At 63.5% G+C, this 23,766-nt stretch carries 17 protein-coding genes and 1 tRNA gene; 15 read left to right on the top strand and 3 right to left on the bottom strand.

Translation table 11 applies throughout. The features are described 5' to 3' along the window. The first annotated feature begins 4 nt into the window (after positions 1-4). From fdxH to HS961_RS06670, 6 genes are all read left to right on the top strand, one after another. Entirely contained in the window at positions 5-946 is a 942-nt protein-coding gene (gene fdxH / locus HS961_RS06695; protein ID WP_182326969.1) for a formate dehydrogenase subunit beta, read from the top strand. After that, a complete protein-coding gene (locus HS961_RS06690; protein WP_182326968.1) occupies positions 943-1,605 on the top strand; it encodes a formate dehydrogenase subunit gamma in 663 nt (220 codons plus the stop codon). Before fdxH ends, HS961_RS06690 begins: the two co-directional genes overlap by 4 nt. A 137-nt stretch (positions 1,606-1,742) precedes the next feature. Then, positions 1,743-2,708, top strand: a complete 966-nt coding sequence (fdhE, locus tag HS961_RS06685) for a formate dehydrogenase accessory protein FdhE (RefSeq protein ID WP_182326967.1) — start codon at positions 1,743-1,745, stop codon at positions 2,706-2,708. Positions 2,709-2,816: 108 nt separating this feature from the next. Further along, a complete protein-coding gene (selA, locus tag HS961_RS06680; protein WP_182326966.1) occupies positions 2,817-4,244 on the top strand; it encodes an L-seryl-tRNA(Sec) selenium transferase in 1,428 nt (475 codons plus the stop codon). After that, positions 4,241-6,166 (top strand): selenocysteine-specific translation elongation factor, encoded by a 1,926-nt coding sequence (gene selB / locus HS961_RS06675; protein WP_182326965.1) that lies wholly within the window; start codon positions 4,241-4,243, stop codon positions 6,164-6,166. Before selA ends, selB begins: the two co-directional genes overlap by 4 nt. 89 nt (positions 6,167-6,255) lie before the next feature. Further along, positions 6,256-6,351, top strand: a tRNA-Sec gene (locus tag HS961_RS06670). A gap of 166 nt (positions 6,352-6,517) precedes the next feature. On the opposite strand, the gene HS961_RS06665 is transcribed toward HS961_RS06670, so the two are convergent. Next, positions 6,518-7,642, bottom strand: coding sequence for an acyltransferase family protein (locus HS961_RS06665; RefSeq protein ID WP_182326964.1), 1,125 nt, complete (start codon positions 7,640-7,642; stop codon positions 6,518-6,520). A gap of 1 nt (position 7,643) precedes the next feature. Beyond that, a complete protein-coding gene (locus tag HS961_RS06660) occupies positions 7,644-8,687 on the bottom strand; it encodes an acyltransferase family protein (protein WP_182326963.1) in 1,044 nt (347 codons plus the stop codon). A 450-nt stretch (positions 8,688-9,137) separates the two neighbouring features. Between HS961_RS06660 and selD the strand changes: the two genes are divergently transcribed. Together selD and HS961_RS06650 are read left to right on the top strand one after the other, a co-directional pair. Further along, on the top strand, positions 9,138-10,205 hold the full coding sequence (gene selD, locus HS961_RS06655) for a selenide, water dikinase SelD (RefSeq protein WP_182326962.1): 1,068 nt from the start codon (positions 9,138-9,140) through the stop codon (positions 10,203-10,205). A gap of 185 nt (positions 10,206-10,390) precedes the next feature. Next, a complete protein-coding gene (locus HS961_RS06650) occupies positions 10,391-11,650 on the top strand; it encodes an SAM-dependent methyltransferase (RefSeq protein ID WP_182326961.1) in 1,260 nt (419 codons plus the stop codon). A gap of 91 nt (positions 11,651-11,741) precedes the next feature. Here the strand turns inward: HS961_RS06650 and ffh are convergent, their stop codons facing one another. Further along, the gene (gene ffh / locus HS961_RS06645) at positions 11,742-13,121 is read right to left on the bottom strand and encodes a signal recognition particle protein (RefSeq protein ID WP_182326960.1); all 1,380 of its coding nucleotides are present in this window, start codon (positions 13,119-13,121) and stop codon (positions 11,742-11,744) included. A 373-nt stretch (positions 13,122-13,494) separates the two neighbouring features. On the opposite strand from ffh, the gene HS961_RS06640 reads away from it, so the two are divergent. The 7 genes from HS961_RS06640 (at position 13,495) to ampD (ending at position 23,374) form a co-directional block, all read left to right on the top strand. Beyond that, positions 13,495-17,364 carry a response regulator gene (locus HS961_RS06640; RefSeq protein WP_182326959.1) on the top strand — a complete coding sequence of 1,290 codons (3,870 nt, stop codon included), beginning with the start codon at positions 13,495-13,497 and terminating at the stop codon, positions 17,362-17,364. Between the two features lie 41 nt (positions 17,365-17,405). Continuing rightward, positions 17,406-18,332 (top strand): diguanylate cyclase, encoded by a 927-nt coding sequence (locus HS961_RS06635; protein WP_182326958.1) that lies wholly within the window; start codon positions 17,406-17,408, stop codon positions 18,330-18,332. A 127-nt stretch (positions 18,333-18,459) separates the two neighbouring features. Then, complete coding sequence (locus tag HS961_RS06630) at positions 18,460-19,266, top strand: cytochrome C assembly family protein (RefSeq protein ID WP_182326957.1); 807 nt, start codon at positions 18,460-18,462, stop codon at positions 19,264-19,266. Between the two features lie 6 nt (positions 19,267-19,272). Next, positions 19,273-19,506, top strand: a complete 234-nt coding sequence (locus tag HS961_RS06625; protein ID WP_182326956.1) for a PP0621 family protein — start codon at positions 19,273-19,275, stop codon at positions 19,504-19,506. Between the two features lie 18 nt (positions 19,507-19,524). Further along, on the top strand, positions 19,525-21,207 hold the full coding sequence (locus tag HS961_RS06620; protein ID WP_182326955.1) for a sensor histidine kinase: 1,683 nt from the start codon (positions 19,525-19,527) through the stop codon (positions 21,205-21,207). After that, complete coding sequence (locus HS961_RS06615) at positions 21,204-22,739, top strand: sigma-54-dependent transcriptional regulator (RefSeq protein WP_182326954.1); 1,536 nt, start codon at positions 21,204-21,206, stop codon at positions 22,737-22,739. The genes HS961_RS06620 and HS961_RS06615 overlap by 4 nt, the downstream gene beginning before the upstream one ends. Before the next feature lie 11 nt (positions 22,740-22,750). Then, positions 22,751-23,374, top strand: coding sequence for a 1,6-anhydro-N-acetylmuramyl-L-alanine amidase AmpD (gene ampD / locus HS961_RS06610; protein ID WP_182326953.1), 624 nt, complete (start codon positions 22,751-22,753; stop codon positions 23,372-23,374). The last annotated feature ends 392 nt before the right edge of the window (positions 23,375-23,766 follow it).

The raw sequence follows: 23,766 nt of genomic DNA, 5'->3' as shown, positions 1-23,766 counted from the left end.
AGCGATGTCATCTCTTCAATCATTGGATATCAAGCGCCGCTCCGCCACCACCACCCCATCACCCAGCGTGCGCAGCCCGCATGGCGGCGAGGTGGCCAAGCTGATCGATGTCTCCAAGTGCATCGGCTGCAAGGCCTGCCAGACCGCCTGCATGGAGTGGAACGATCTGCGTGACGATGTGGGCACAGCAGCGGCCGGGGTCTACGACAACCCGACCGACCTGACGGCCAACTCCTGGACGGTGATGCGTTTTTCGGAATACGAAAACGAAGCCACCGGCAACCTGGAATGGCTGATCCGCAAGGACGGCTGCATGCACTGCGAAGACCCGGGCTGCCTCAAGGCCTGCCCGTCTCCTGGTGCCATCTTGCAGTACACCAACGGCATCGTGGATTTCCAGGAGGAAAACTGCGTGGGCTGCGGCTACTGCGTGACCGGTTGCCCGTTCAACATCCCGCGCATCTCCAAGAAGGACCACAAGGCCTACAAGTGCACCTTGTGCTCGGACCGCGTAGCAGTCGGCCAGGAACCCGCCTGCGTCAAGACCTGCCCGACCGGCGCCATCATGTTTGGCACCAAGACCGCCATGCAAGAGCGTGCCGAGGAGCGCATTGTCGATCTGAAGGAGCGCGGCTTTGACAAGGCTGGCCTCTACGATCCGCAAGGCGTGGGCGGCACCCACGTGATGTATGTGCTGCACCATAACGACAAGCCCTCGCTCTACCACGGCCTGCCCGATGATCCATCGATCAGCCCGATGGTGAGCCTGTGGAAGGGTGTGGCCAAGCCGCTGGCGCTGGCCGCCTTGGGCGTTGCGGCCGTCGGCAGTTTCTTCCACTACATCACCAAGGGCCCGCTGGAAGTGCCTGAGGAGCTCGAAGAGGAAGAAGCCGCCCGGGCCCGCGCGGAAAAGGGCATTGACCACCACGAGGAGTCTGGACGATGAAAAGCAAGACCCGTGATATTCAGCGCTACACCGCTGGCGAACGCGTCAACCACTGGGTGGTCGCGATCAGCTTTGTGCTGCTGGCCTTGTCGGGCCTGGCGTTCTTCCACCCCTCGTTCTTCTTCATGACGAACCTGTTCGGTGGCGGACCCTGGACCCGCATCCTGCATCCCTACATCGGTCTGGTGATGAGCGTCGGCTTTGTGCTGATGTTCTTCCGCTTCTGGCAGCTCAACCTCATTCGCAAGAACGATGTGGAGTGGCTCAAGAACGTGCCGGCCCTGGTCAACGGCGAGCACGAAAAGATGCCGCCAGTGGACAAGTACAACGGCGGCCAGAAAGTACTGTTCTGGATGCTGGTGCTGTGCATGGCGGGCCTCTTGGTGACCGGCGTGCTGATGTGGCGTGCCTGGTGGAACCTGCCGGTGAATGTGGTGCGCGCTGCGGCGCTGCTGCATGCGCTGTCGGCTTTTGGACTGATCGGTCTGATCATCGCCCACATCTATGCCGCCATCTGGACCAAGGGCACGATCCGCGCGATGACGCGCGGCACCGTCACCCGCGCCTGGGCGCGCTTTCACCACCCGCTGTGGTACCGCCGCATGACGGGCGACACAACGGACCTGGACAAGCAGACCAGCCGCAAACACGGCGCCTGATGCGCCTGTGGGCTGGCACACGGAATACGGTCAGTGGCCGCATCCCGCTGTGCCCCACGCCAACGCTCCACGCCCTCCTCCCCAACGCCGATAGCCCCGCCAGGACTATCGGCGTTGATATTTGAGAAAATCCCCGTATGCAACGCATTCTTCAACCCGGTGAAATCGAGTCGCTCGACCACACTAGTTTCCCGCGCGTGCTGCTGCCCAATACCAGCAGTCTGTTCCTCGACCGTGCCCAGCGCATCCGCCAACTGGCCGATGGCAACCCGATTGCGGACTACCTGCTGTTTATCGCCAAGCTGGTGGAAGCCCAGCACAAAGCGGCTCAGGGCCTGCAAGTTGCCGCACCGGATGCAGCGGCCATTGCCCAGGCCCAGCAGTTCTCGTCGCCCTTGCTGCCAGCGGCCGACCACCTGGACCCCGCCTGGCACCAGGTGCTGGACGGCATGCTGGGCCAGTTGGCCAGTGCCGATGGCCTGCCCGAAGCACTGCAGCCCTTGATTGCCGAGCTGCAACGCTGCAACAACGACGACCGCAATGCACTGGCCAAGCGCCTGCTCACCAAGGAGCTGGCCGCGCGCGATGTGGGCCTGGCGCCTTTTGTGATGGCGGCCTTGCAAGTGGTGTTTGCCACCCGCGCCAGCCAACTGCGCCTGGCCGACATCCCCTTTACCAACCCGGCCACCATCTGCCCGGTCTGCGCCACCGAGCCGGTCGCGGGCGTGGTGCGCATCGGCGGCAAGATGGCCGGCCACCGCTATCTGCACTGCGGCTGCTGCGCCACCGAATGGCATATGGTGCGCATCAAGTGCAGCCACTGCGAATCGACCAAGGGCGTGCGCTACCAGGGCCTGGAGGGCGGCAAGGATGTCGTGCTGGCAGAGACCTGTACCGAGTGCGGCAGCTACCGCAAAATGGTCAACCAGGAAAAAGACCCGCTGGCCGAGCCGCTGGCCGATGACCTGGCCAGCCTGATGCTGGACCTGCTGATGAGCGAGCAGACGTCCTTCGCGCGTGCCAGTGGCAACCCGCTGCTGTTTGTGGCTGTCGCTGAGCCGCAAGCGGCGGATGCCGATGGCAGCGTGCCCGATCTGCACTGAGATCGCATCCCTGATCTGAGGCTTGGCACCATGCCATACTGAACGATGGCGCTGCCCGCTGCAGCCCATCGTTTTTTTATGTCTGCCCCTGTTTAAGCTGGTTTGCCCATGAACGCACCGTCCCACCTGCCCTCTGTTGACAAGCTGCTGCAGCACCCGCGCACCGCTGCGCTGTTGGACAGCTATGGCAAGACCCAGTGCACACAAGCCATCCGCGCAGCACTGGCGGATGCCCGCAGCCGCTGGCTGGCAGAGGCGGGCAGCAGTCCTGACAGTGCCGATGCCCTGCTGGATGCTGCCGAGCACCAGCTACAACAGCTTTTTGCGCCGCGTCTCAAAGCCGTCTACAACCTGACCGGCACGGTGCTGCACACCAACCTGGGCCGGGCGCTCTTGCCGCAAGAGGCCATCGATGCGGTGGTGCAGGCCCTGGCGACGCCCAGTAACCTGGAATACGACCTGGCCGACGGCGGCCGCGGTGACCGCGATGACCTGGTCGAAGACCTCGTCTGCCGCCTGACCGGCGCAGAAGCGGCCACCATCGTCAACAACAATGCAGCCGCCGTGCTGCTGGTGCTGTCCACCTTGGCGCGCGACAAGGAGGTGGTGGTCTCGCGCGGCGAGCTGGTCGAGATTGGCGGCGCCTTCCGCATCCCCGATGTGATGACCCGCGCGGGCGCCCGCCTGGTAGAAGTGGGCACCACCAACCGCACCCATGAGAAGGACTACGAAGCCGCACTGGGCGAGCACAGCGCGGCGCTGATGAAGGTGCATTGCAGCAACTACGCGATCAGCGGCTTTACCAAGTCGGTGCCTGAGGCCGATGTGGCGCGCATCGCCCATGCGCGCCAGTTGCCCTTGATCGTGGACCTGGGCAGCGGCACCCTGATCGACATGCGCGACTGGGGCCTGCCGTATGAGGTCACCGTGCGCGAGACGGTCGAGGCCGGCGCCGATATCGTTACCTTCAGCGGTGACAAGCTGCTGGGCGGCCCGCAGGCCGGCATCATCGTCGGCAGCAAGGCCCTGATCGCCCAGATCAAGAAAAACCCGCTCAAGCGCGCACTGCGTGTGGGCAAGCTCACCCTGGCCGCGCTGGAACCCACCTTGCGCCTCTACCTGCATCCGGAAAAACTGGCAGAGCGCCTGACCACCTTGCGCCTGTTCACCCGCCCCGCTGCCGCCATGCAGCAGCAGGCGATGCTGCTGCAAGAGCCGTTGCAAAACTTGCTGGGCGCCGACTATGTGGTGGACCATGCAGCGATGACCAGCCAGATTGGCAGCGGCGCGCTGCCCGTCGAGAGCCTGCCGAGCCACGGCCTCGTCGTGCGCCCCAGTGAGCGCAAACGCGCCGGCCGCCTGCTGCAGCAACTGGAAGCCGCACTGCGCCAGCTGCCGCGCCCGGTGATCGGCCGGCTGCGCGACGATGCGCTGTGGCTGGACTTGCGCTGCCTCGAAGCCGCTGACCAGCCCGCCTTTGCTGCCAACCTGCAGCAGCTGGCGCTGGGCAGCAGCGGCAAGGACGGCCCGGCATGATCATCGGCACCGCAGGCCATATCGACCATGGCAAGACCACCTTGGTGCGTGCCCTCACCGGTGTGGAAACCGACCGCCTGAAAGAAGAAAAAGCGCGCGGTATCTCCATCGAACTGGGCTACGCCTATACGCGCCTGGCCAATGGCGATGTGCTGGGCATCATCGATGTGCCCGGCCACGAGAAATTTGTGCACACCATGGCCGCTGGGGCCGTCGGCATCGACCATGCCTTGCTGGTGGTGGCCGCCGATGACGGCGTGATGCCCCAGACCTTGGAGCATCTGGAAATTTTGCAGCTGCTGGGCATCCGCCACGGCAGCATCGCGCTCACCAAGGTGGACCGCGTGCCCCGTGCCCGCATCGATGAAGTGCGCGACGAGATCACCGCCATTCTGGCGCGCAGCAACCTGGCCGATGCCCCTATTTTTGAGACCGCAGCCGCGCTGCCTGATGACCCGGGCGTCTGGGCCCTGCGCCAGCATCTGCACCAGCAGGCCCAGGCCATGCCCCAGCGCGCCCATGGCGGGCTGTTCCGCCTAGCGGTGGACCGGGTCTTCAGCCTGCCCGGCCAAGGCACGGTGGTCACCGGCACCGTCTTCAATGGCCAGGTAGCAGTGGGCGACAGCCTTGTGCATTCCGCCAGCGACGAGCCCGTACGCGTGCGCAGCATCCATGCGCAAAACCAGGCCAGCGAGCGGGGCCTGGCCGGCCAGCGCTGCGCGCTGAACTTGGCCGGCATTGCCAAGGAAGCCATCACGCGCGGCGACTGGATCATGGACGCACGCCTGCGCCAGACCACCCAGCGCATCGATGTGCGCCTGCACCTGCTGGCCAATGCGCCGCCACTGGCGCAATGGGCCGCCGTACACCTGCACCTGGGCACCATGCGCTGCACCGGCCATATCGCCTTGCTGCAAGATGGCGACCTGGCCCCAGGCACCGAAGCGCTGGCCCAGCTGGTGCTGGATGCACCCGCCCTGGTGCTGCCCGGTGACCGCGTCATCGTGCGCAATGCCCAGGCCAACCGCACCATTGCTGGTGCCATGGTGCTCGACCCCTATGCCCCCGCCCGCAAGCGCCGCAGCGAAAGCCGCATGGCCTACCTGGCCGCCCTGGCGCACTGGATTGACACGGCCGACACCGGCCCGCTGCTGGCCGAGGCACCGCTGGGCCTGGCGCGCTCGCAGTTGGTACGGCTGACCGGCACGGCCACGCCTGCCATCGCCACGCACAGCACCAGCCTGCCGCTGCCCGATGGCGACGCCTTACTGGTGGATATCGCTGCCTGGCAAACGCTGCAAGACCAGTTGCTGCAAGCCCTGCAACGCTTTCACGAAGTGGCCCCAGACGAGCCCGGCATCAACGCAGCCCGGCTGCGCCGCATGGCCCTGCCTGCGCTGCAGCATGGCCCCCACGATGCCCTCTACTACGGCCTGCTCGATGCGCTGATCGCCGCCGGCCAGATCGCCAGCAGCGGCGCCTGGCTGCACCTGCCCGGCCACACGGTGCAACTGAGCGAGGCCGAACAAGCCCTGGCCCAGCGGCTGCTGCCGGCCATCACCGCAGGGCGCTTTGACCCGCCCTGGGTGCGCGACCTGGCCCGCGACCATGGCGCCGGGGAGGAGCTGGTGCGCCAGCTGCTCAAAAAGCTGTCCCGTCAGGGCTTGGTGTTCCAGGTGGTCAAGGACTTGTTCTATGCCGCGCCCTGCATGGATGCGCTGGCGGCACTCACCGCAGAGCTTGCGCAACAGGCCGAGCGCGGCGAAGTGCAGGCCCATGCCTTCCGCGATGCCACCGCTTTGGGCCGCAAGCGCGCCATCCAGATCCTGGAGTTCTTCGACCGCGTGGGCTACACCCGCCGCGTGCGCGATACGCATGTGCTGCGTCCGGGTGTCCGTTGGCAGGCAGGTAGCACCTCGTAAGCCACTCCAGGGTATGCGGCAGCGCCAGCCGCAGCCGCCACGCGGAGCCGCTACAATCTTCCATCTTGCCCAACACGCACGTGTTGCAGGGAAGGCAATCGTGCCCGGTGGCGCGGCCGGGCTTCAAACCCGGTGAGGGGTGTCAGCCACTCCTGGGTTGGTTCGACTCCAGCTGTCTTCCGCCACTTCGGTATCCGCCCCGGTAACACAGACCGACAGAGGCTGCGCCCTGCTCTCTTTTCCGCCTCTCAGTATTTCAACGCATGGTCTGCGACGCTGGTGCTTGCGCCCGGTATGCTCCTCATATCCACTGCTGAGTCACCATGGCTCTAAGCGCCCTCCGCGCATGCCTTATCGCGGCTGTTGATTTTTGTAGATCGGCAGCAGCCCAGACCCATCAGGAACCAGCGGGTTCAGCCAGCGGTTGATGCGTTGGCGGCAGAATCGATAGGCTGGGCGTTCGACCCAGTGGTAGTAGGCGGCCGAGACTGGCAGCAAGGCCAGGATGACGCCAAGGGCAATCACCAGATGGAGTTGGCCATTCAAACTATTCCATGGCAATAGCGTCAGCATCAGGCTGAACGCCAGAATGTGCAGCAAATAAATAGCGTAAGAGTAGTCGCCCCACTGCGCCAACATGCGCAAGAACCTGCTCTTCGGAGAAGGAAGCTTCAAGGCCATGCCGACAATTGCCAAGGCGGCGCCGCCAATCAACACCGCGCGTTCTGGCCAGTAATGAAAATTCGCCAAACCATAAGGATAATCTTCAAAATGGGGCATGGAATAGACAATGAGCGCAATCCATGTGGCCGCCAGCAGCCCCCATGGTTTCCATGACGCCGCCGACTGTTTTTGAAGATACTGGTATAGAAAGTAGCCCATAAAAAACTCGGCGACCAGCGGGGCTATATAAAAGAGCTGAATCCAGTTTTGCTCCCTGCCTCCATCTGCAGCAGAGCGCCCCCCCAACAGATAGAGATTGAGCACAACCAGTGCAGCAAAAAGAATTTTAAGAGCGCGCTCACGATTCCATTTCGGCAGCAGCAAGCCCAGTGATAAGAGCAGGTAAAAATACAGCTCAAACATCAATGACCAGATCGCAATGCTGACAAGGCCTGCAAGATCCGAAAAGTAGAGAAAAAATGATGCCTGCAGCTGGATGTGGGGGCCGAGTTGATGCGTTACTTTTAAGTAGATGACATAGAGCAGCATGGCCGGCCACCAGCCGGTATAGATTCTGGACAGTCGAGCCAGCAGAAATGTCGCTGCAGTGCGTGGCCCATAGCCTATATTTTTGGTGGAATGCGCCATGATGATGCCGCTGATAACGAAGAAAACATCCACCCCGGCATAGGCAAACTGGATGACAGAAGCCAGCCAGGGGCTAACCTCCGAAAACATCCCCAGCAACGCGCCATGAAAAACCACCACCCATAGCGCCGCCATCAAGCGGAGTAACTGTATTTGCTGGATCATTTCAGGGTTCTACATAGGAATGCGAGGGCCGACGCCTAGGCTTCACCAGAGCGCGGGACCATGCGATGGCCGGGCGCTCGATCAGGACCCAGGATGCCAGCGCCAGCATCAACACGATGACCAGCGCCACGACCATATATATAGGCTTGGAAATCCCATGTCTCAGGCTGATCTCGGTGAGGGCCTGCTGCACCGGAAATGCATAGATGTAGATGCCATAAGACAAATCATGGCGCAGCCGGATACGGGTCAGGGGCTTCCAATGGGCCAGCAGAAAAATGGCACTGGGCAAACAGAGAAAAACCCCGCCCTGAACGACCGCCAGGTTGGTACCGGTGCAAGCAATCGCGAAGCCCAACAGCATGGGCACGATCAGCCATAACCTGCGATGGGCGGGAATGTAGTTAAAAGCAGCCCCCGCAAAGAACATGGCGGCGAATTGCCAGAAATCTCGCCAGCTGATGGCTCCCTCATCCAATGCAGGAACCTTGACCAACAGAAAAGCCGCGGCCGACAGCGCCACGATGGTGATGAGAACCCGGCGGGAAAGCCCAAGCGTGACGCCAAAAAGGGCCAGCAGGATATACATCATCACTTCGTACTTGATGGTCCACAAGGAGCCATTGACCGCGTTTTGAATAGGATTGTTGGCGAACACTCCCGGCAGGTGGTTGAGTGTTGCAAGGCCGCTGCCATAGTTGACAAACAGCCCCCAGGTCTGCCCCGAAGCCAGAAAGCTTTTCAGGTCCAGCGTCGTCATCAGTCCACCAATGACAAACACCGAGACAAAGGCCGCCGCCAGCAGCCCGGGGAAAATCCTCAGCGCCCGCTTGATGCCAAACGCTGTGCATTGCGCCGTTCGACGCCAGCTCTGCACATTGAGATAGCCACTGATAAAGAAAAAGACGTACACCGACAGCGAGCCAGCGCTGTAGGTATTGTTGAAAAACGGGGTGATCTGCAGATCATAGAAGAGAGAACCATGGGCCCAGAACACGCCTAAGGCCGCCATGAGTCGAAGCAGATCGAAATTATTCTCTCGCATACCCCCGCCTCAATTTTATTTCCCAGAAAAATCTGAAAGCATACCTGATGAAGCACTGCCCCATGTAATTCTGGCAACCATGTTATCTCAGGCCGACATTTGCTTTTTCCAATTCAAAAATACTGCATTGATTGACATTTTCTTTATAGGCATCTGTGTGCTGTACACATGCAGTGGCGACAACGAACAACACATGCAGATATCCAGCGCGTTATAGCACCGGACAATCGCTCGCCTCCAACTCCTGATGGGCACGGCAACAGCGGCCCCAAATGGGAATGCCCACAAAGTCTCGCCAGGCCCTCTCCCACCGCTTTCTCCCATCTCCGGAATGGCCGCCTCCTCGTCCTCCAAAAACAGCGCAGCGCCGCCCGCCAAATGCCGATAATGGTGGGTCGCCATTGGCGGCACCGTTTTTCTCGCTTGTCTGTTACCCATGAGGATGTCTGTATGAATGCCCCGACTGCCCCCCTTCCCGCTTCGCCGCGCCTGACCTCGCTGTCGCATGGTGGTGGCTGCGGCTGCAAGATTGCCCCTGGGGTGCTGGCCGATCTGATGAGCCGCAGTGCGGTGCCCAAGCAGTTTTATGCACCGCTCTTGGTGGGGACAGAGACGGCCGATGACGCGGCGGTCTACCAGATCAACGACACGCAGGCGATTGTTGCGACCACCGATTTCTTCATGCCCATCGTCGATGATCCCTATGACTTTGGCCGCATCGCCGCGACCAATGCGCTGTCGGATATCTATGCGATGGGCGGCACACCGCTGATGGCGCTGGCCATTGTCGGTATGCCGATCAATGTGCTGCCCCATGATGTCATCGCCAAGATTCTGGAAGGCGGCGAGTCTGTCTGTCGAGATGCCGGCATTCCGCTCGCCGGCGGCCACTCCATCGACTCGGTCGAGCCCATCTACGGCCTGGTTGGCATCGGCATCGTCAACCCGGCGCAGCTCAAGCGCAACCGCGATGCGCAGGCGGGCGATGTGCTGATCCTCGGCAAGGCCATCGGCGTTGGCATCCAGTCTGCCGCCTTGAAAAAAGGCCTGCTCAGCGACAGTGACTACGCCAGCATGGTGCGCACTACCACCCAGCTGAACCGGCCCGGTGCCGCGCTGGCGCAGCTGGCCGATGTGCATGCGCTGACGGATGTCACCGGCTTTGGCCTGCTGGGCCATACGCTGGAGCTGGCGCGCGGCGCGCAGCTGACGGCCGTGATCGACAGCGCCGCGCTGCCGCTGCTGCCCGGCGTGCTGGCGCTGGCCCAGCAAGGCGTGGTGACCGGCGCATCGGGTCGCAATTGGGATTCGTATGGCAGCCACGTGGCGCTGGATGCGCAAGTGCCCGAAGCCATGCGCAGCCTGCTGACCGATCCGCAAACCTCGGGTGGCCTGCTGGTGTCCTGCACCCCCGATGCGGCTGGCCAGGTGCTCGATATCTTCAAAAGCCAAGGCTTTGCCGATGCCTGCGTGGTCGGCCATATGCAGGCGGGCGAGGCCCAGGTGGTGGTGTCCTAAAACGGCAGCATCTCCCCCCACCAACGCCTGCTGCATGCAGGCGTTTTTTATGGGGACATCCGCTGGCACATGGCGCCTCTCCACGATTTGGCAACAATCGCTCGACAACCCCGCAATAACGGGGACACACACTCCGACCTTGGTTCAAAGATCTTCAGCAGAAAGACGAGAAAGGGCGGACATCCATGTTTGGGAAACTGGCAGAGCAGCTGTTGGCGCGCAATTTGGCGCCTCTTGTCGTGACGGGCATGCTGGAGGTAGTCTTCCCCTCCGGCAAAAGTCAGCGCTTTGGCGCAGGGACCTCGCCCACGGCCAGCATCCGCTTCAGCGACACGCGGGCGATCTGGGCCATTCTGCGGGATCCGGATCTGAACTTTGGCGAGATGTTCATGCAGGGACGCCTGGTGGTGGAGCAAGGCAGCATCTATGACGTGCTGGAACTGCTGCTCCGCCATGCCAAGAACGTGCCGGTATCGGCGACAGTGCGTACGTTGGATGCTTGGCGCATGCGGCTCAAGCCCTTGCTGCAGCACAACCTGCGTCGCAAGGCCCGCGCCAATGTGGCCCACCATTACGACCTCGATGACCAGCTCTACGACCTCTTTCTGGATGGCGAACGCCAGTACTCCTGCGCCTACTTTGAACAAGGCGATGAGCCGCTGGAGGTGGCCCAGCTGGCCAAGATGCGGCATCTCGCCGCCAAGCTGCTGGTCGAGCCGGGTCAGCAGGTGCTCGACATTGGCTGCGGCTGGGGCGGGCTCTCGCGCTACCTGGCCGAAGTGGCGGACGCGGGGCAGGTGACGGGTATCACGCTATCCGTGGAGCAACTGGAGGTCGCGCGCCAACGTGCAACGCTGTCAGACAAGGCAGCCCAGTTGGACTACCGGCTGGAAGACTACCGCGACACCCAGGGGCCTTTTGACCGTATCGTGTCAGTGGGGATGTTCGAGCATGTCGGCACCGCGTTCCATGATGCCTTCTTCCAGCAATGCCGCTCGCTGCTGCGCGAGGACGGGGTCATGCTCCTGCACTTCATCGGCAACAGCGATGTGCCGGATTTCAACAACCCCTGGATTGAGCGCTATATCTTCCCCGGCGGGCACATTCCGTCGATGTCCGAGTTCATGCCCGCGCTGGAGCGCTCCGGCCTGGTAGTCACCGATGTCGAGGTGCTCCGCCTGCACTATGCGCTTACCCTGCGGCACTGGCGTGAGCGCTTCATGGCCAAACGCGCGCAAGCTATGGAACTGTACGACGAACGATTTTGCAGGATGTGGGAGTTCTACCTGTCGATGTCCGAGACCGCCTTCCGCTACCAGGACATTGCCGTCTTTCAGGTGCAGATGGCCCGCAAGCAAGAGGCGGTGCCGTTGACCCGTGACTACATCAGCGCCCGCAAGGCCGCCTTGGCCGAGCGAGAGCGGCAGCGCTCGCCACACCGGTAAACCGATAGAGCAGAAAGTAAAAAGGCGCCCTGTGCAAGGGCGCCTTGGCGATGGAGGGCGCTATGGGCAGCGCCGCAAAGACCGAACGTGCTTAGAACGGCAGCTTGGGCATGCCGCCGCCCATCATGCCCTTCATGCCGCCCATCTTCTTCATCATCTTCATCAGGCCGCCGCCCTTCATCTTCTTCATCATCTGCTGCATCTGGCCAAACTCGTTGAGCAGGCGGTTGACCTCTTGCACCTGCACACCAGCGCCTGCGGCAATACGCTTTTTGCGCGTGGCCTTGATGAATTCTGGCTTGGCGCGTTCATAGGGGGTCATCGAGCAGATGATGCCTTCCTTGCGGCGCACCTCGCGCTCGGCCTTGTCCATGTCGACCTTGCCGGCCTTGCCTGCGAGCTCGGAGGGCAGCTTGTCCATCAAGGTCGACAGGCCGCCCATCTGCTTCATCTGCTGGAGCTGGCCCAGGAAGTCGTTCAAATCAAAGCCGTCGCCGGACTTGATCTTTTCGGCCATCTTCTGGGCCGCTTCCATGTCCACGCCTTTGGACACCTGCTCGACCAGGGCGACGATATCGCCCATGCCCAGCACGCGCTGCGCATGGCGTTCGGCGTCGAACACTTCCAGGCCATCGAGCTTTTCCGAGACACCGGCAAACTTGATCGGCGCGCCGGTGATCTGGCGCACCGACAGCGCCGCACCGCCGCGCGAGTCGCCGTCGAGCTTGGTCAGCACGATGCCGGTCAGCGGCAAGGCTTCCTTGAAGGCCTTGGCGGTGTTGATCGCATCCTGGCCCTGCATGGCATCGACGACAAACAAGGTCTCAACCGGCTTCAAGGCGCTGTGCAGTTGCTGGATTTCGGTCATCAGCACTTCGTCGATGGCCAGGCGACCAGCGGTGTCGACCAGCAGCACATCGAAATAGTGCCGCTTGGCATAGTCGAGCGCGGCGTTGGCAATGTCCAACGGCTTTTGGTCGGGCGTGCTGGGGAACCATTCGGCACCTGCTTGCTGCGTGACCGTCTTGAGCTGCTCGATAGCGGCGGGGCGGTAGACGTCTCCCGAGACGGTCAGCACCTTCTTCTTGCGGCGCTCGATCAGGTGCTTGGCCAGCTTGGCCGTGGTGGTCGTCTTACCGGCACCTTGCAGACCGGCCATCAGGATCACCGCTGGCGGCTGGGCCTGCAGGTTGATGTCGGCCACGCCTTCGCCCATCGTAGCGGCGAGTTCCTTGTTGACGATGGACACCAGGGTCTGGCCTGGCTTGAGGCTGCCCAGCACTTCCTGGCCCAGCGCTTTTTCCTTCACGCGGGCAATGAAGTCACGCACCACCGGCAAGGCCACATCCGCCTCCAGCAAGGCCATGCGCACTTCGCGCAGCATGTCCTGGACGTTGGATTCGGTAATGCGGGCCTGGCCACGCATTTCCTTGACGAGGCGCGAGAGTTTATCGGTCAGTGCGGAAGCCATAGGGTGGAGTCTTGAGTAATCGTGGCAAAGCGGCGCGCCGTGGTCATGCCGGCATCGGGTGCCCGGGCGCAAAGGGCTGTAAGCAACAACCCTGCAAACCTTTGATTCTACCCGCTCGCCCCAAAACCGGCGCGGGGTCGGGGCTGCCAGCTGGCGGCCCAGCGCAAGAAACTATGGCCCGCTCCCCACCATAGAGAAATGTTTGACCATGAAGCGCCAAACGAATTTAGGCTCTCAGGCTGCGCAAATACCGGCAGGGAACCGCGACAATGCCTCAGCGGCCCTTGCACGCCCCTGCTGTAGCTGCACGGCCGTTCAAACCAGCGCCCTACCCGCCACCTGGAGGTGGCGCTTTCTTTGACCAGGACCACCGATGCCAGATACGCCGTATCGCCACTTGCTAGACCATTTCTCGGACGCATTCTTTGTGACCGATACGCAAGGCCGGATCCTGGATGTGAATGCCCAGGCCTACCAGGAGATGGGCTACAGCCGGGCAGAGCTGTTGGCCATGAACGTGGCCGATTTTGCGCTGGACCTGCCCGAGGAAGCGCTCCATGCCATGTGGCAGAAGATGGAGCCCGGGGACCACGCCGTGGCGACGAATACGCACCAGCGCAAGGATGGCTCCTGCTTTCCCGTAGAGGTGCACATCACCTGCCAGTGGGCGGAGGGGCAAAAGCAGCTATTCACCATCGCGCATGACATCACCGAGCGGGTGCGCCGCGACCAGGAGATCCAACTGCTGAACGCTGCGCTGGAGCAGCAGGTGGAGAAAAGCACCCAGCAGTGGCGCCAGTCCACGCACCTGCTCGATGCGGTGATGCGTGGCACTTCGGACATTGTCTTTGTCAAAGATCGGCAGGGGCGCTATGTGTTCGCCAACCCCGCTGCCGAAGCCATCACCCAGATGCCGCCCGGGGGCCTGATCGGCAAGACCGACGCCGAGATCCTGGGTGGCCGCAACAACTTTGCCCAGGACGATGCCGCCGTATTTCAGACCACCAAGCCGGTGGTGTCGGAGGCCCACGCCCTGATCGACGGACGCCGGCTCAGCTTCCAGTCCATCAAAAGCCCGTACCGCGACGAGCACGGCGAAGTCATTGGGCTTTTGGGCATCTCGCGCGACATGACGCAGATGCGTGAGTCCGAGCACCAGCTGCGCCAAAGCTATGACTCGCTGCGCCGCGCCGAACGCCTCTCGCGCATCGGCAGCTGGACACTCGACCTCGCCAGCGGGCACATCGAGGCCTCGGACATGATGTACGAGATGAACGGCCTGGACCCGCAGGGCCCCAAGCTGACCCAGGACGACGTCGCGCACATGATGCCGCCGCAGGACTATGCCCGGGTGACCGCTGCCATTGCGCAATGCGCCCAGACCGGCCAGCCCTACCGCCTCGATATCGTCCATTACACGCCCGATGGCGGGCAGTTTCCGGCCAGCATCCTGGGCCAGGCGGACTATGACAGCAACGGCCAGATCGTCAGCCTCAGCGGCACAATACAGGATCTGTCCGAGCGCGAGCAGGCGCGCCAGCGGCTGGAAGCCCTGGCCGACAACCTGCCCAGCGGCGCGATCTACCGCGTTGAAGGCGAAGCCGCTCCCTTGCGCATGAGCTATATCAGCGCCGGTATTGAAAAGCTCATCGGCGTCAGCGCGCAGGCGATCATGGCGGACAACACGGCCTATACCAAAACCATCCATCCGGCCGATCTGGCCATGTACCGGCAGCAGCAGCGCGAGGCGCTGGAACGCATGAGCCTGTTTGACTGCAGCTTCCGCATCATCCGCCCCGATGGCGGCCTGCGCTGGCTGCGCTGCCGCTCGGCGCCCAGCCGCCAGGAGGCCGGTACGGCCTGGGACGGCATCATGCTCGATATCACCCGCGAGCGCGAGGCAGAGCTGGCGTTGCAAAAAGCCAAGGAAATGGCCGAGGCGGCCGAGCGCGCCAAGTCCGAGTTCCTGGCCACGATGAGCCATGAGATCCGCACGCCGATGAACACCGTGATCGGCATGACGCGCCTGATCCAGCAAACGCCGCTGTTGCCCAAACAGCGCAACTACCTGGAGAAGGTGGAGCTGTCGGCCAATGCGCTGCTGTCGGTGATCAATGACATCCTGGATTTCTCCAAGATCGAAGCGGGCATGCTCACCTTGGAGAATGTGGAGTTCGCGCTGGACGATGTACTGGAAACGGTCTCGGCCGTGACGACCTTGCGCGCCGAGGAAAAGGCCATCGAGGTGGTGTATTCGGTAGCGCCCGATGTACCTCGGCAACTGAGCGGCGACCCCCTGCGCCTGAGCCAGGTGCTCAACAACCTGGTCAGCAACGCCATCAAGTTCACCCACTTGGGCGAGGTGGTGATCAGCATCCGAACCGCTGAGATCGCCAGCAACCGCGCCCTGCCGCCAGGCAAGATCGGGCTGGAGGTCAGCGTTAAGGACACCGGCATTGGAATGAACCCGTCCCAGATGAGCCAGTTGTTCCGCCCCTTCTCCCAGGCCGACAGCCAGACCACGCGGCGCTATGGCGGCTCGGGTCTGGGCCTGGCCATTTGCCACCGGTTGGTGGGCCAGATGGGTGGCGAGCTCAAGGTGGAAAGCAGCCCGGGTCTGGGCAGCACCTTTTACTTCTCCGTGCAGTTGCATACCGCCCAGATGCAGCAAGCACCCAAGCCAGCCCGCTACCACGGCACGCCGGTAGACAGGGTGCTGATCGTCGACGACAACGCCAGTGCCCGGGACATCTTGGCCGAGATGGTGCGCGGCTTTGGCATGCGCGCCGACACGGTCGATTCGGGCGAGCAGGCCTTGTCCGATCTGCAGTTGGCCTCACGCGTGGGCACGCCCTATGGCCTGGTGCTGATGGACTGGCGCATGCCGGGCATGGATGGGCTGGAGGTGGCGCGCCGCATCCGGGAGGAAGAAAACCTCTCCTCCACCCCGGCGGTGCTGATGGTGACGGCCTATGGCCGTGACGAGGTCATGCGCAAGGCAGAAGCACTGCGTCTGCAAGGCCTGCTGATCAAGCCGGTGACGCAGTCGGTGCTGTTCAACGCCATTCTGGAGGCGCTGCAATCGCAGGGCGGCAGCGTCTCGCGGCGCGCGCTGCCCGGTGCCGCAGCCTCGCCGCAGGCGTCACATGCCAACCCGGCCCAGCTCTACCCCCAACTGCGCGGCAGACATGTGCTGGTGGTGGATGACAATGCACTCAACCGTGAGGTGGCGGCCGACTTTCTCAGTCTGGTCGGCGTGCAGGTGGGCCTGGCCACCAATGGCGCCGAAGCGCTGAGCATGCTCGAACGGCAGCACTACGATGCCGTGCTGATGGACGTCCACATGCCGCAGATGGATGGACTGGATGCGACCCGCGCCCTGCGCCAGCTTCCGCACTTGCGCCAACTGCCGGTGATTGCCCTGACCGCCCAGGCCCGGGTCGAGGACCGCAGCGCGATTGAAGAAGCGGGCATGAACGCCCACCTGACCAAACCGATTGACGAACGTAAGCTGTACGAGACCCTGAGCGACTGGATCGCAGGCCCACACAGCGGCGCCGACGGCCAGGACGCCGCCGAGTCCGAGTTCCTGCGCGATGACTCCCGCCTGGCGTCCACCCCGGGTATCAACCACGCCAAGATGCTGCAGCGCTTCCATGGCAACGCCGAGCGGGTGGAGCGGGTGCTGGCCGGCTTTTACCGCGACTTTGCCGATGCGCCCCAGACCCTGGTACTGCATGTGCAGCAGGCTGAATGGCAGCCGCTGTCCATGCTGGCCCATTCGCTCAAGGGCGCGCTGGGTTACCTCGATGCCGCCGCGCTGGTGCAGGCCGCTGAAACCATCGAGAACCAGGCCAGGGATTGGACGCAGGCGCGGCCACCCGAGGCGACAGCGCAGCACCAGCTGCACGCAGAGACCAGCGAGTTTGCGGCCCAGCTGCAAACCCTGCTGCAAGGCATGGCGACGCGCCAGAATGCACCCAGCCCGCTCGAGGCGGCCATCAACATGGCGCCTGCTGCGGGCCCAGCGCCGGTCCACCACCTGCGCCAGGAACTCCAGCAGCTCAAGCGCCTGGTGGCCGATGGCGACTACGCAGCGGTCAGTGAACTCGAACGCATGCTCTCGGCCAGTCCGGCCGCGCGCTGGACGCCGCTGCTGCAGCAAATCCTGCAGCATGTGGAAGACCTGGACGCCGACGCCGCACTGGCCGCCATCGAGCGGCTGGAACAGATTTTGTCCTGAGCGCCGCTCTCTGCGCTGTTGAGATTTTTGATGGATACCCCATGCAAGCCGAGCCCGATAACGACCAACCCACCATCCTGATTGTGGATGACGAGCGCGTCAACCGCTCCATGCTCGCCGAGCTGCTGGGCCAGCAGTACCGCGTGCTGCTGGCCAAGGACGGCCCCAGCGCCTTGACCATCGCCGCCCGCGAATCGCACCGCCTGCTGCTGGTACTGCTCGATGTCAGCATGCCCGGCATGAATGGCTACGAGGTGCTGACCCAGCTGAGAAAACACGAGGCCACCGCCGGCATTGCGATCATCTTCATCACCGGCCAAAGCGATGCGGCAGCGGAAGAATACGGCCTGCGGCTGGGTGCGGCCGACTATGTCTCCAAGCCCATCCGCCCGGCCGTCGTCAGCGTGCGGGTGCGCAACCAGATCGACCTGGCCTTGCAACGCCAGGCCTTGCAGCGCCTGGCCCAGGTGGATGGCCTCACCAACCTGGCCAACCGCCGGCATTTTGATGACATGCTGCGCCGCAGCCACCGCGTGTGCCTGCGCCGGAACGACCCACTGGGCCTGGCGCTGATCGATATCGACCACTTCAAGCTCTACAACGACCACTACGGCCATGTGCAAGGCGATGAGGCGCTCAAGCAAGTGGCAGGCACCTTGGCACGCCATGCCCGCCGCCCCTATGACCTGGCCGCCCGCTTTGGCGGCGAAGAGTTTGCGCTGATCCTGCCCGGCCATGCCGATGCGCTGGAGGTGGTGGAACGCTTTCGCCGGGAGGTGCAGAAAATGTCCATCGTCCATGCAGCCTCGACCACCGCGCCGGAACTGACCGTGAGCTGCGGGGTGCTGACCATCCACTGCGGCCAGACCGATGGCATGGAGGACTGCCTGCGGCGTGCCGATGAGCTGCTCTACGAGGCCAAGACCAAGGGCCGCAACCGCGTCTGCGCAGCCGGCGTCGGGCTTTAGTGACCCTCTGGACGCGCGGGTGGAGGGCGGCTCGCGCCATCTGACTGGGTGCAATAGCCAGCAGATTGGGAGGCGCTGGCCTCAGCCCAGGCCACACAGGCCTTTCGCCGCAGCTATGATAGCGGGCATGCTCTCTCCCGCCTTTGCCGCAGCCAGCACCAGCCCCATCGGCTGGGCCTTGGCCATTGCTGCGGCTATTGCCTATGCCATCCCCGCGCTTGCGGCCCGCCGCCTGCAGGAGACCAGCGCGCGCTGGGGCTTGCGCGCCGCCTGGGCCTTGCACCTGGCAGCCATCGCCTGGAGCCTGATTGGCGACACGCCCCACTTCGGTTTTGCGCCCGCCTTGTCGGTGACTGCATGGCTGGTGCTGACGGTCTATGTGGTCGAGCAGCAGCTCTACCCGCAACTGCGCTCGCGCTGGCCGCTGTCGGCCATGGGCTGCATGGCGGTGCTGCTGGCCGGTGTGTTCCCCGGCAGCCCGCTGCATGTGAATGCCTCGCCCTGGCTGCCGCTGCATCTGGCCTTGGGTATTGCCTCTTATGGCCTGTTTGCCGCCGCAGTGGTGCATGCCGCGCTGATGACCCGGGCCGAGCGCCAGATGCGCCAGGACGGCAGCCATGACAGCGGATTACCACTGCTGGCGCTGGAGCGCCTGACCTTCCGCTTTGTCACTGCCGGCTTCATCCTGCTGTCGGCCACCTTGCTGGCCGGCTGGTGGTTTGGCGAGGCACTGTACGGCAAGGCCTGGGTCTGGAACCACAAATCCGTGTTCTCGCTGATGGCCTGGCTGACATTTGCCATCTTGCTGGTCGGCCGCAAGCGCTTTGGCTGGCGCGGGCAGCGCGCCGTCAACATGCTCTATGTGGGCGCCACCTTGCTGCTGCTGGCCTATGTGGGCTCGCGCTTTGTCCTTGAAGTCATCTTGAAACACTGAGCCACCATGAAGTATTTGCTGGTATTGCTGGTGCTGGCCGTGGGCTGGCACATGTGGCGCCGCCAACGGGTCAAGAACACCCCGCCACCACCCAAGAACCGCTTGGCCAAGCCCGAACCCATGGTGAACTGCGCGCACTGCGGCGTGCACCTGCCGCAGTCCGATGCCATCCGCTACCAAGGCCTGCATTACTGCTCGCAAGCCCACCTTGCCCAGGCCACCGCGCCTGGCAAACGCTAAGCCTGGGGCGCTTCCACCGTGGCCGCGCTGGAGTTGATGGAGACGCCTTTCAAACGCCTGTGGCGCGGCTACCTGGTGGCCCGGGTTTTTGTGGCCCTGCTGCTGGCGCTCGCGGCCATGGCCATCACACCGGCCGCATCGGGCCAGCTTCTGTCGCAGCTGGCCTTGCTGGGCGTTTATGGCATCTCGGCCATGCTGTATGCCGCGCTCAGCCACAAGCCACCGCTGCAGCGCCGCGTCTACGCCTGGCTGCCCACCGTGGGCATGGATCTGCTGCTGATCTCGCTGCTGGAAGTCACCAAGACGGGCACCTACACCTTGACGCCGATGTTCGGGCTGGCAGTGCTGTTTGCCGGCACCCTGGGCGGCTGGCTGGTGACCTTGGGCAGTTGCGCCTACATCACGATTTTTCTGATTGTCGAGTCGCTGAGCTTTCGTTTCTCGGTGCTGGAGGCCGATGCCACGCAGAACACCGTCCAGGCCGGGCTGGCCGGCGCAGCCTATTTTCTGGTGGGCATTCTGGTACGCCTGCTCGCCTCGCGCGTGGAGCGCGAGACCTTGCACGGCTTGCGCAATGCGGCCGCTGCCAACCAGCAAGAGCAGATCAATGCGCTGATCTTGCAGAACCTGCCCGATGGCGTGCTGGTGGCCGACCAGGCCTTGCAGGTGCGCATTGCCAACCCAGCCGCCATGGCCTTGCTGGGCCATCCCCATTTGCCGCTGGAACTGGCGCAGTTGCCAGCTTGGCGCGCAGTGGTCGAGCAGGTTAGCCAAACCTTTGCCCAGCAAAAACCCTTTTCGCAGGACCTGGCTCTGACCGCACCGCAGATGGCGCCGATCGGCCTGCATGTGCGTACCTGGCTGACCCATCCGCTGCCCACCTTCGGCTCCATCGGCAGCCATGACAATGACCCGCTGTGCCTGGTGTTTCTGCATGACCTGCGCGAGATCGAAGCGCGGCTGCGCACCGAGAAAATGGCGGCCATGGGCCGCATGTCAGCCGCCGTTGCCCACGAGATCCGCAACCCGCTGACGGCCATCACCCAGGCCAATGCGCTGCTGGATGAAGAGCTGACCGACCCGGGCCAAAAGCGCCTGACCTACATGGTCGAGCAAAATGCCCAGCGCCTGGGCCGCATTGCCGAAGACATCCTGGACATTGCCCGCGTGCACAACCAGATCCAGCCCGGCGAAGGCGATTCCATTGCGCTCAATGACACGGTGCTGCAGATCTGCCACGACTGGATGTCGATGGCGCCTGCAGCGCACACCGTGGCGCTGTCGCTGAAAGCTGAAGACAGCCTGGTGGCCTTTGATACCGGCCACCTGCGCCAGTTGCTCTACAACCTGCTCAACAACGGCCAGCGCTACCGCCGCGACTGCGCCGACTCCTTGCGCGTGAGCACCCACAGCAGCCTGACCGGCACGACCACCTTGGAAGTCTGGAGCGACGGCGCACCGATCGAGCCCACCATCGAAAAGCATTTGTTTGAGCCCTTCTTCTCCTCCGAGAGCCGCTCCAGCGGCCTGGGCCTGTACATCTGCCGTGAGCTCTGCACCCGCCATGGCGCTATGATCCGCTACGAAAGGCAGAGCGCCGCGCTGCCCGCGCTGGCGCAGGGCAATGCCTTCATCGTGCAGTTTCGCCGGGCCGCCAGCCCCGCGTATCCCCAGCAGACAGATTTGATCCACCAGGCATGAGTTTTGAAAACACCACTGTTCTGGTCGTGGACGATGAGCCCGACCTCAGAACCCTCTATGAGCTGACCTTGCTGCGCGAAGGCTACCGGGTCTACACGGCCGGCTCGGTGCTGGAAGCCCGCGCCCAGCTGCAGCAGCGCCGCTTCGAGATCCTGATCACCGACATGCGCCTGCCCGACGGCCTGGGCATGGAGCTGCTGCAGGACCTGCGCAGCCAGGGCCGGTCCGAGCGCGCCATCGTCATGACCGCGTATGGCTCGGCCGACAACGCCGTCGCAGCCTTGCGCGAAGGCGCCTTTGACTACCTGACCAAGCCGGTGGACCTCAAGCAGTTCCGCCAGGTGGTGGCCTCGGCCAGCCAGGGGCTGCAGCCCGCGCCTTTGCAAGCCGCCTCTCCGGCTGCTTTTCAGCCTACAGCGCTGCCAGGCAAGCCTTCGCAGCCCGGCCCCCCTGCCCAGCGTGAACTGATTGGCCCCTCGCTGGTGATGCAGCAGGTGCGCGAGCGCATCGCCAAGGTGGCTGGCAGCATGGCGCCCATCCTGGTGCGCGGCGAATCGGGCACCGGCAAGGAGCTGGTCGCCCAGTCCTTGCACCGCAACAGCCAGCGCGCCACGGGCCCGATGGTGGCCGTCAACTGCGGCGCCATTCCGGAAAATTTGCTGGAAGCCGAGTTTTTTGGCGCCCGCAAAGGCGCCTACACCGGCGCCAACCAGGACCGTGAAGGCTTTTTCCAGGCTGCCCATGGCGGCACCCTCTTCCTCGATGAAATCGGCGAGCTGCCGCTGTCCATGCAGGCCAAGCTGCTGCGCGCGATCCAGGAGCGCAAGGTGCGCCCGCTGGGCGCCCAGCAGGAAGAAGTGGTCGATGTACGCATCGTCAGCGCCACCCACCGGGACCTGGGCGCCGATGTGCAGACGGGGCGCTTCCGCCAGGATTTGTACTACCGCCTCAACGTCATCGACATCTTTATCCCGCCACTGCGCGAGCGCCGGGAGGATCTGCCCGCGCTGTGCCAGGTGCTGCTGGAGCGCATCGCCCATGAGAGCGGGCAGCCCGTGCCCCAGCTCAGCACCGAGGCCCTCCACGCGCTGGCCGGCCATGCGCTGCCGGGCAATGTGCGTGAGCTGGAGAACCTCTTGCTGCGCTCGGTGGCCCTGAGCGACAGCGGCCTGCTGCACATCGAGCCCGCCCGGGCCGATACCGCATCGCCGATGCCGGCACCTGCGCAGGCCATGGTCGCAGAGCGGGCGCCGGCCTATGTGCTGCCCACTGCGCCGCTGCTGCCGCCCGAGCCGCAGGCCACAGCCGCGGTACCCAGCAGCCTGCAGCGCTTTCCGCCGCCGCAGGATCTGCCCTCCGATCTCCAGGCCTGGCTCGATGCGATTGAGCGCGACATCCTGGTGCGCGCGCTGCAGGAGTTTGGTTTTAACCGCACAGCCGCCGCCAACCGCCTGGGCATCAGCCTGCGCCAGATCCGCTACCGCATGGAGCGGCTGCAGATCCACGACCCCAGCGATGGGGTACAGCCCTAGGGCCTGAGACCATGCCCAAGCCACCGGACACCCCTGCCCACCGCGCCCAGACAGCGCCCGATCCGGCGCTGTGGCAGGACGGCTGGCTGCGCACGGCCACGCACTGCCCCTCGCCCAATTTCGGCCCCCGGCCTGTCGGCGCCTCCACCGACCTGCTCGTCGTCCATTCGATCAGCCTGCCGCCTGGCATCTACGGCACGGGCGATGTGCAGCGCTTGTTTACCAACCAGCTCGACTGGGATGCCCACCCCTACTTCCAGAGCATTCGGGGCCTGCAGGTGTCTTCTCATTTCTTCATCAGCCGCCAAGGGGTGGTGTGGCAGTTTGTCAGTGCCGACCATCGCGCCTGGCATGCCGGCCAATCGTTCTGGCGCGGCCGGCCCCGCTGCAATGATGACTCCATCGGCATCGAGCTCGAAGGCCTGGAAGGCGAGACTTTTGAGCCGGCGCAGTACCAGAGTCTGGTGCAGCTGTGCCAGCAGATCCGCGCGCAGTATGCGATCGCCTATATCGCCGGCCATGAGCACATTGCGCCAGGCCGCAAGAACGACCCCGGCCCGGGTTTCAGCTGGCCCCGGCTGCAGCAGGACCTGGCCTGGCCGGCATCGATGTTTCCCGCTTCAGTCAATCTCTAAATCGGGCTATAGCCCACCCCACTAAACAGCCCGCTTTTTCGCGCATCGGCGTGCAATTCAAGGCATACGTGCCACAAAAAACACAGCATTTCTCCACACTTGAAAAATTTTTTTGCAAGTGGAATGCCTATGTTTTACGCAGGCTCGCAGCAGGGTTCCGCCAGAAAACACACGCACAGCGGTGGTTTGCCTGCGCAAAACACCACGCCATGCGCAGTGGCCACAGTATTGCTGCGCAGCATGGCACTTTGCGCTGCATACAAAATGCACAAGGCGCCATACACTACAGGTAGTGTCCAGCGCCCAATAAAACACTACATGTAGTGTGAGGCGGTATCAAGCGGCTCAGTGATACCGGCCCTCCGCAGCGCTGCTTCTCCTGCTTTTGCACA

It is taken from the genome of Comamonas piscis (assembly GCF_014109725.1).
In the GTDB taxonomy this organism is placed as follows: Bacteria; Pseudomonadota; Gammaproteobacteria; order Burkholderiales; family Burkholderiaceae_C; genus Comamonas; species Comamonas piscis.
The sequence above is the reverse complement of the archived record's forward strand: the minus strand, read 5'-3'. Positions and strand labels throughout refer to the sequence as shown.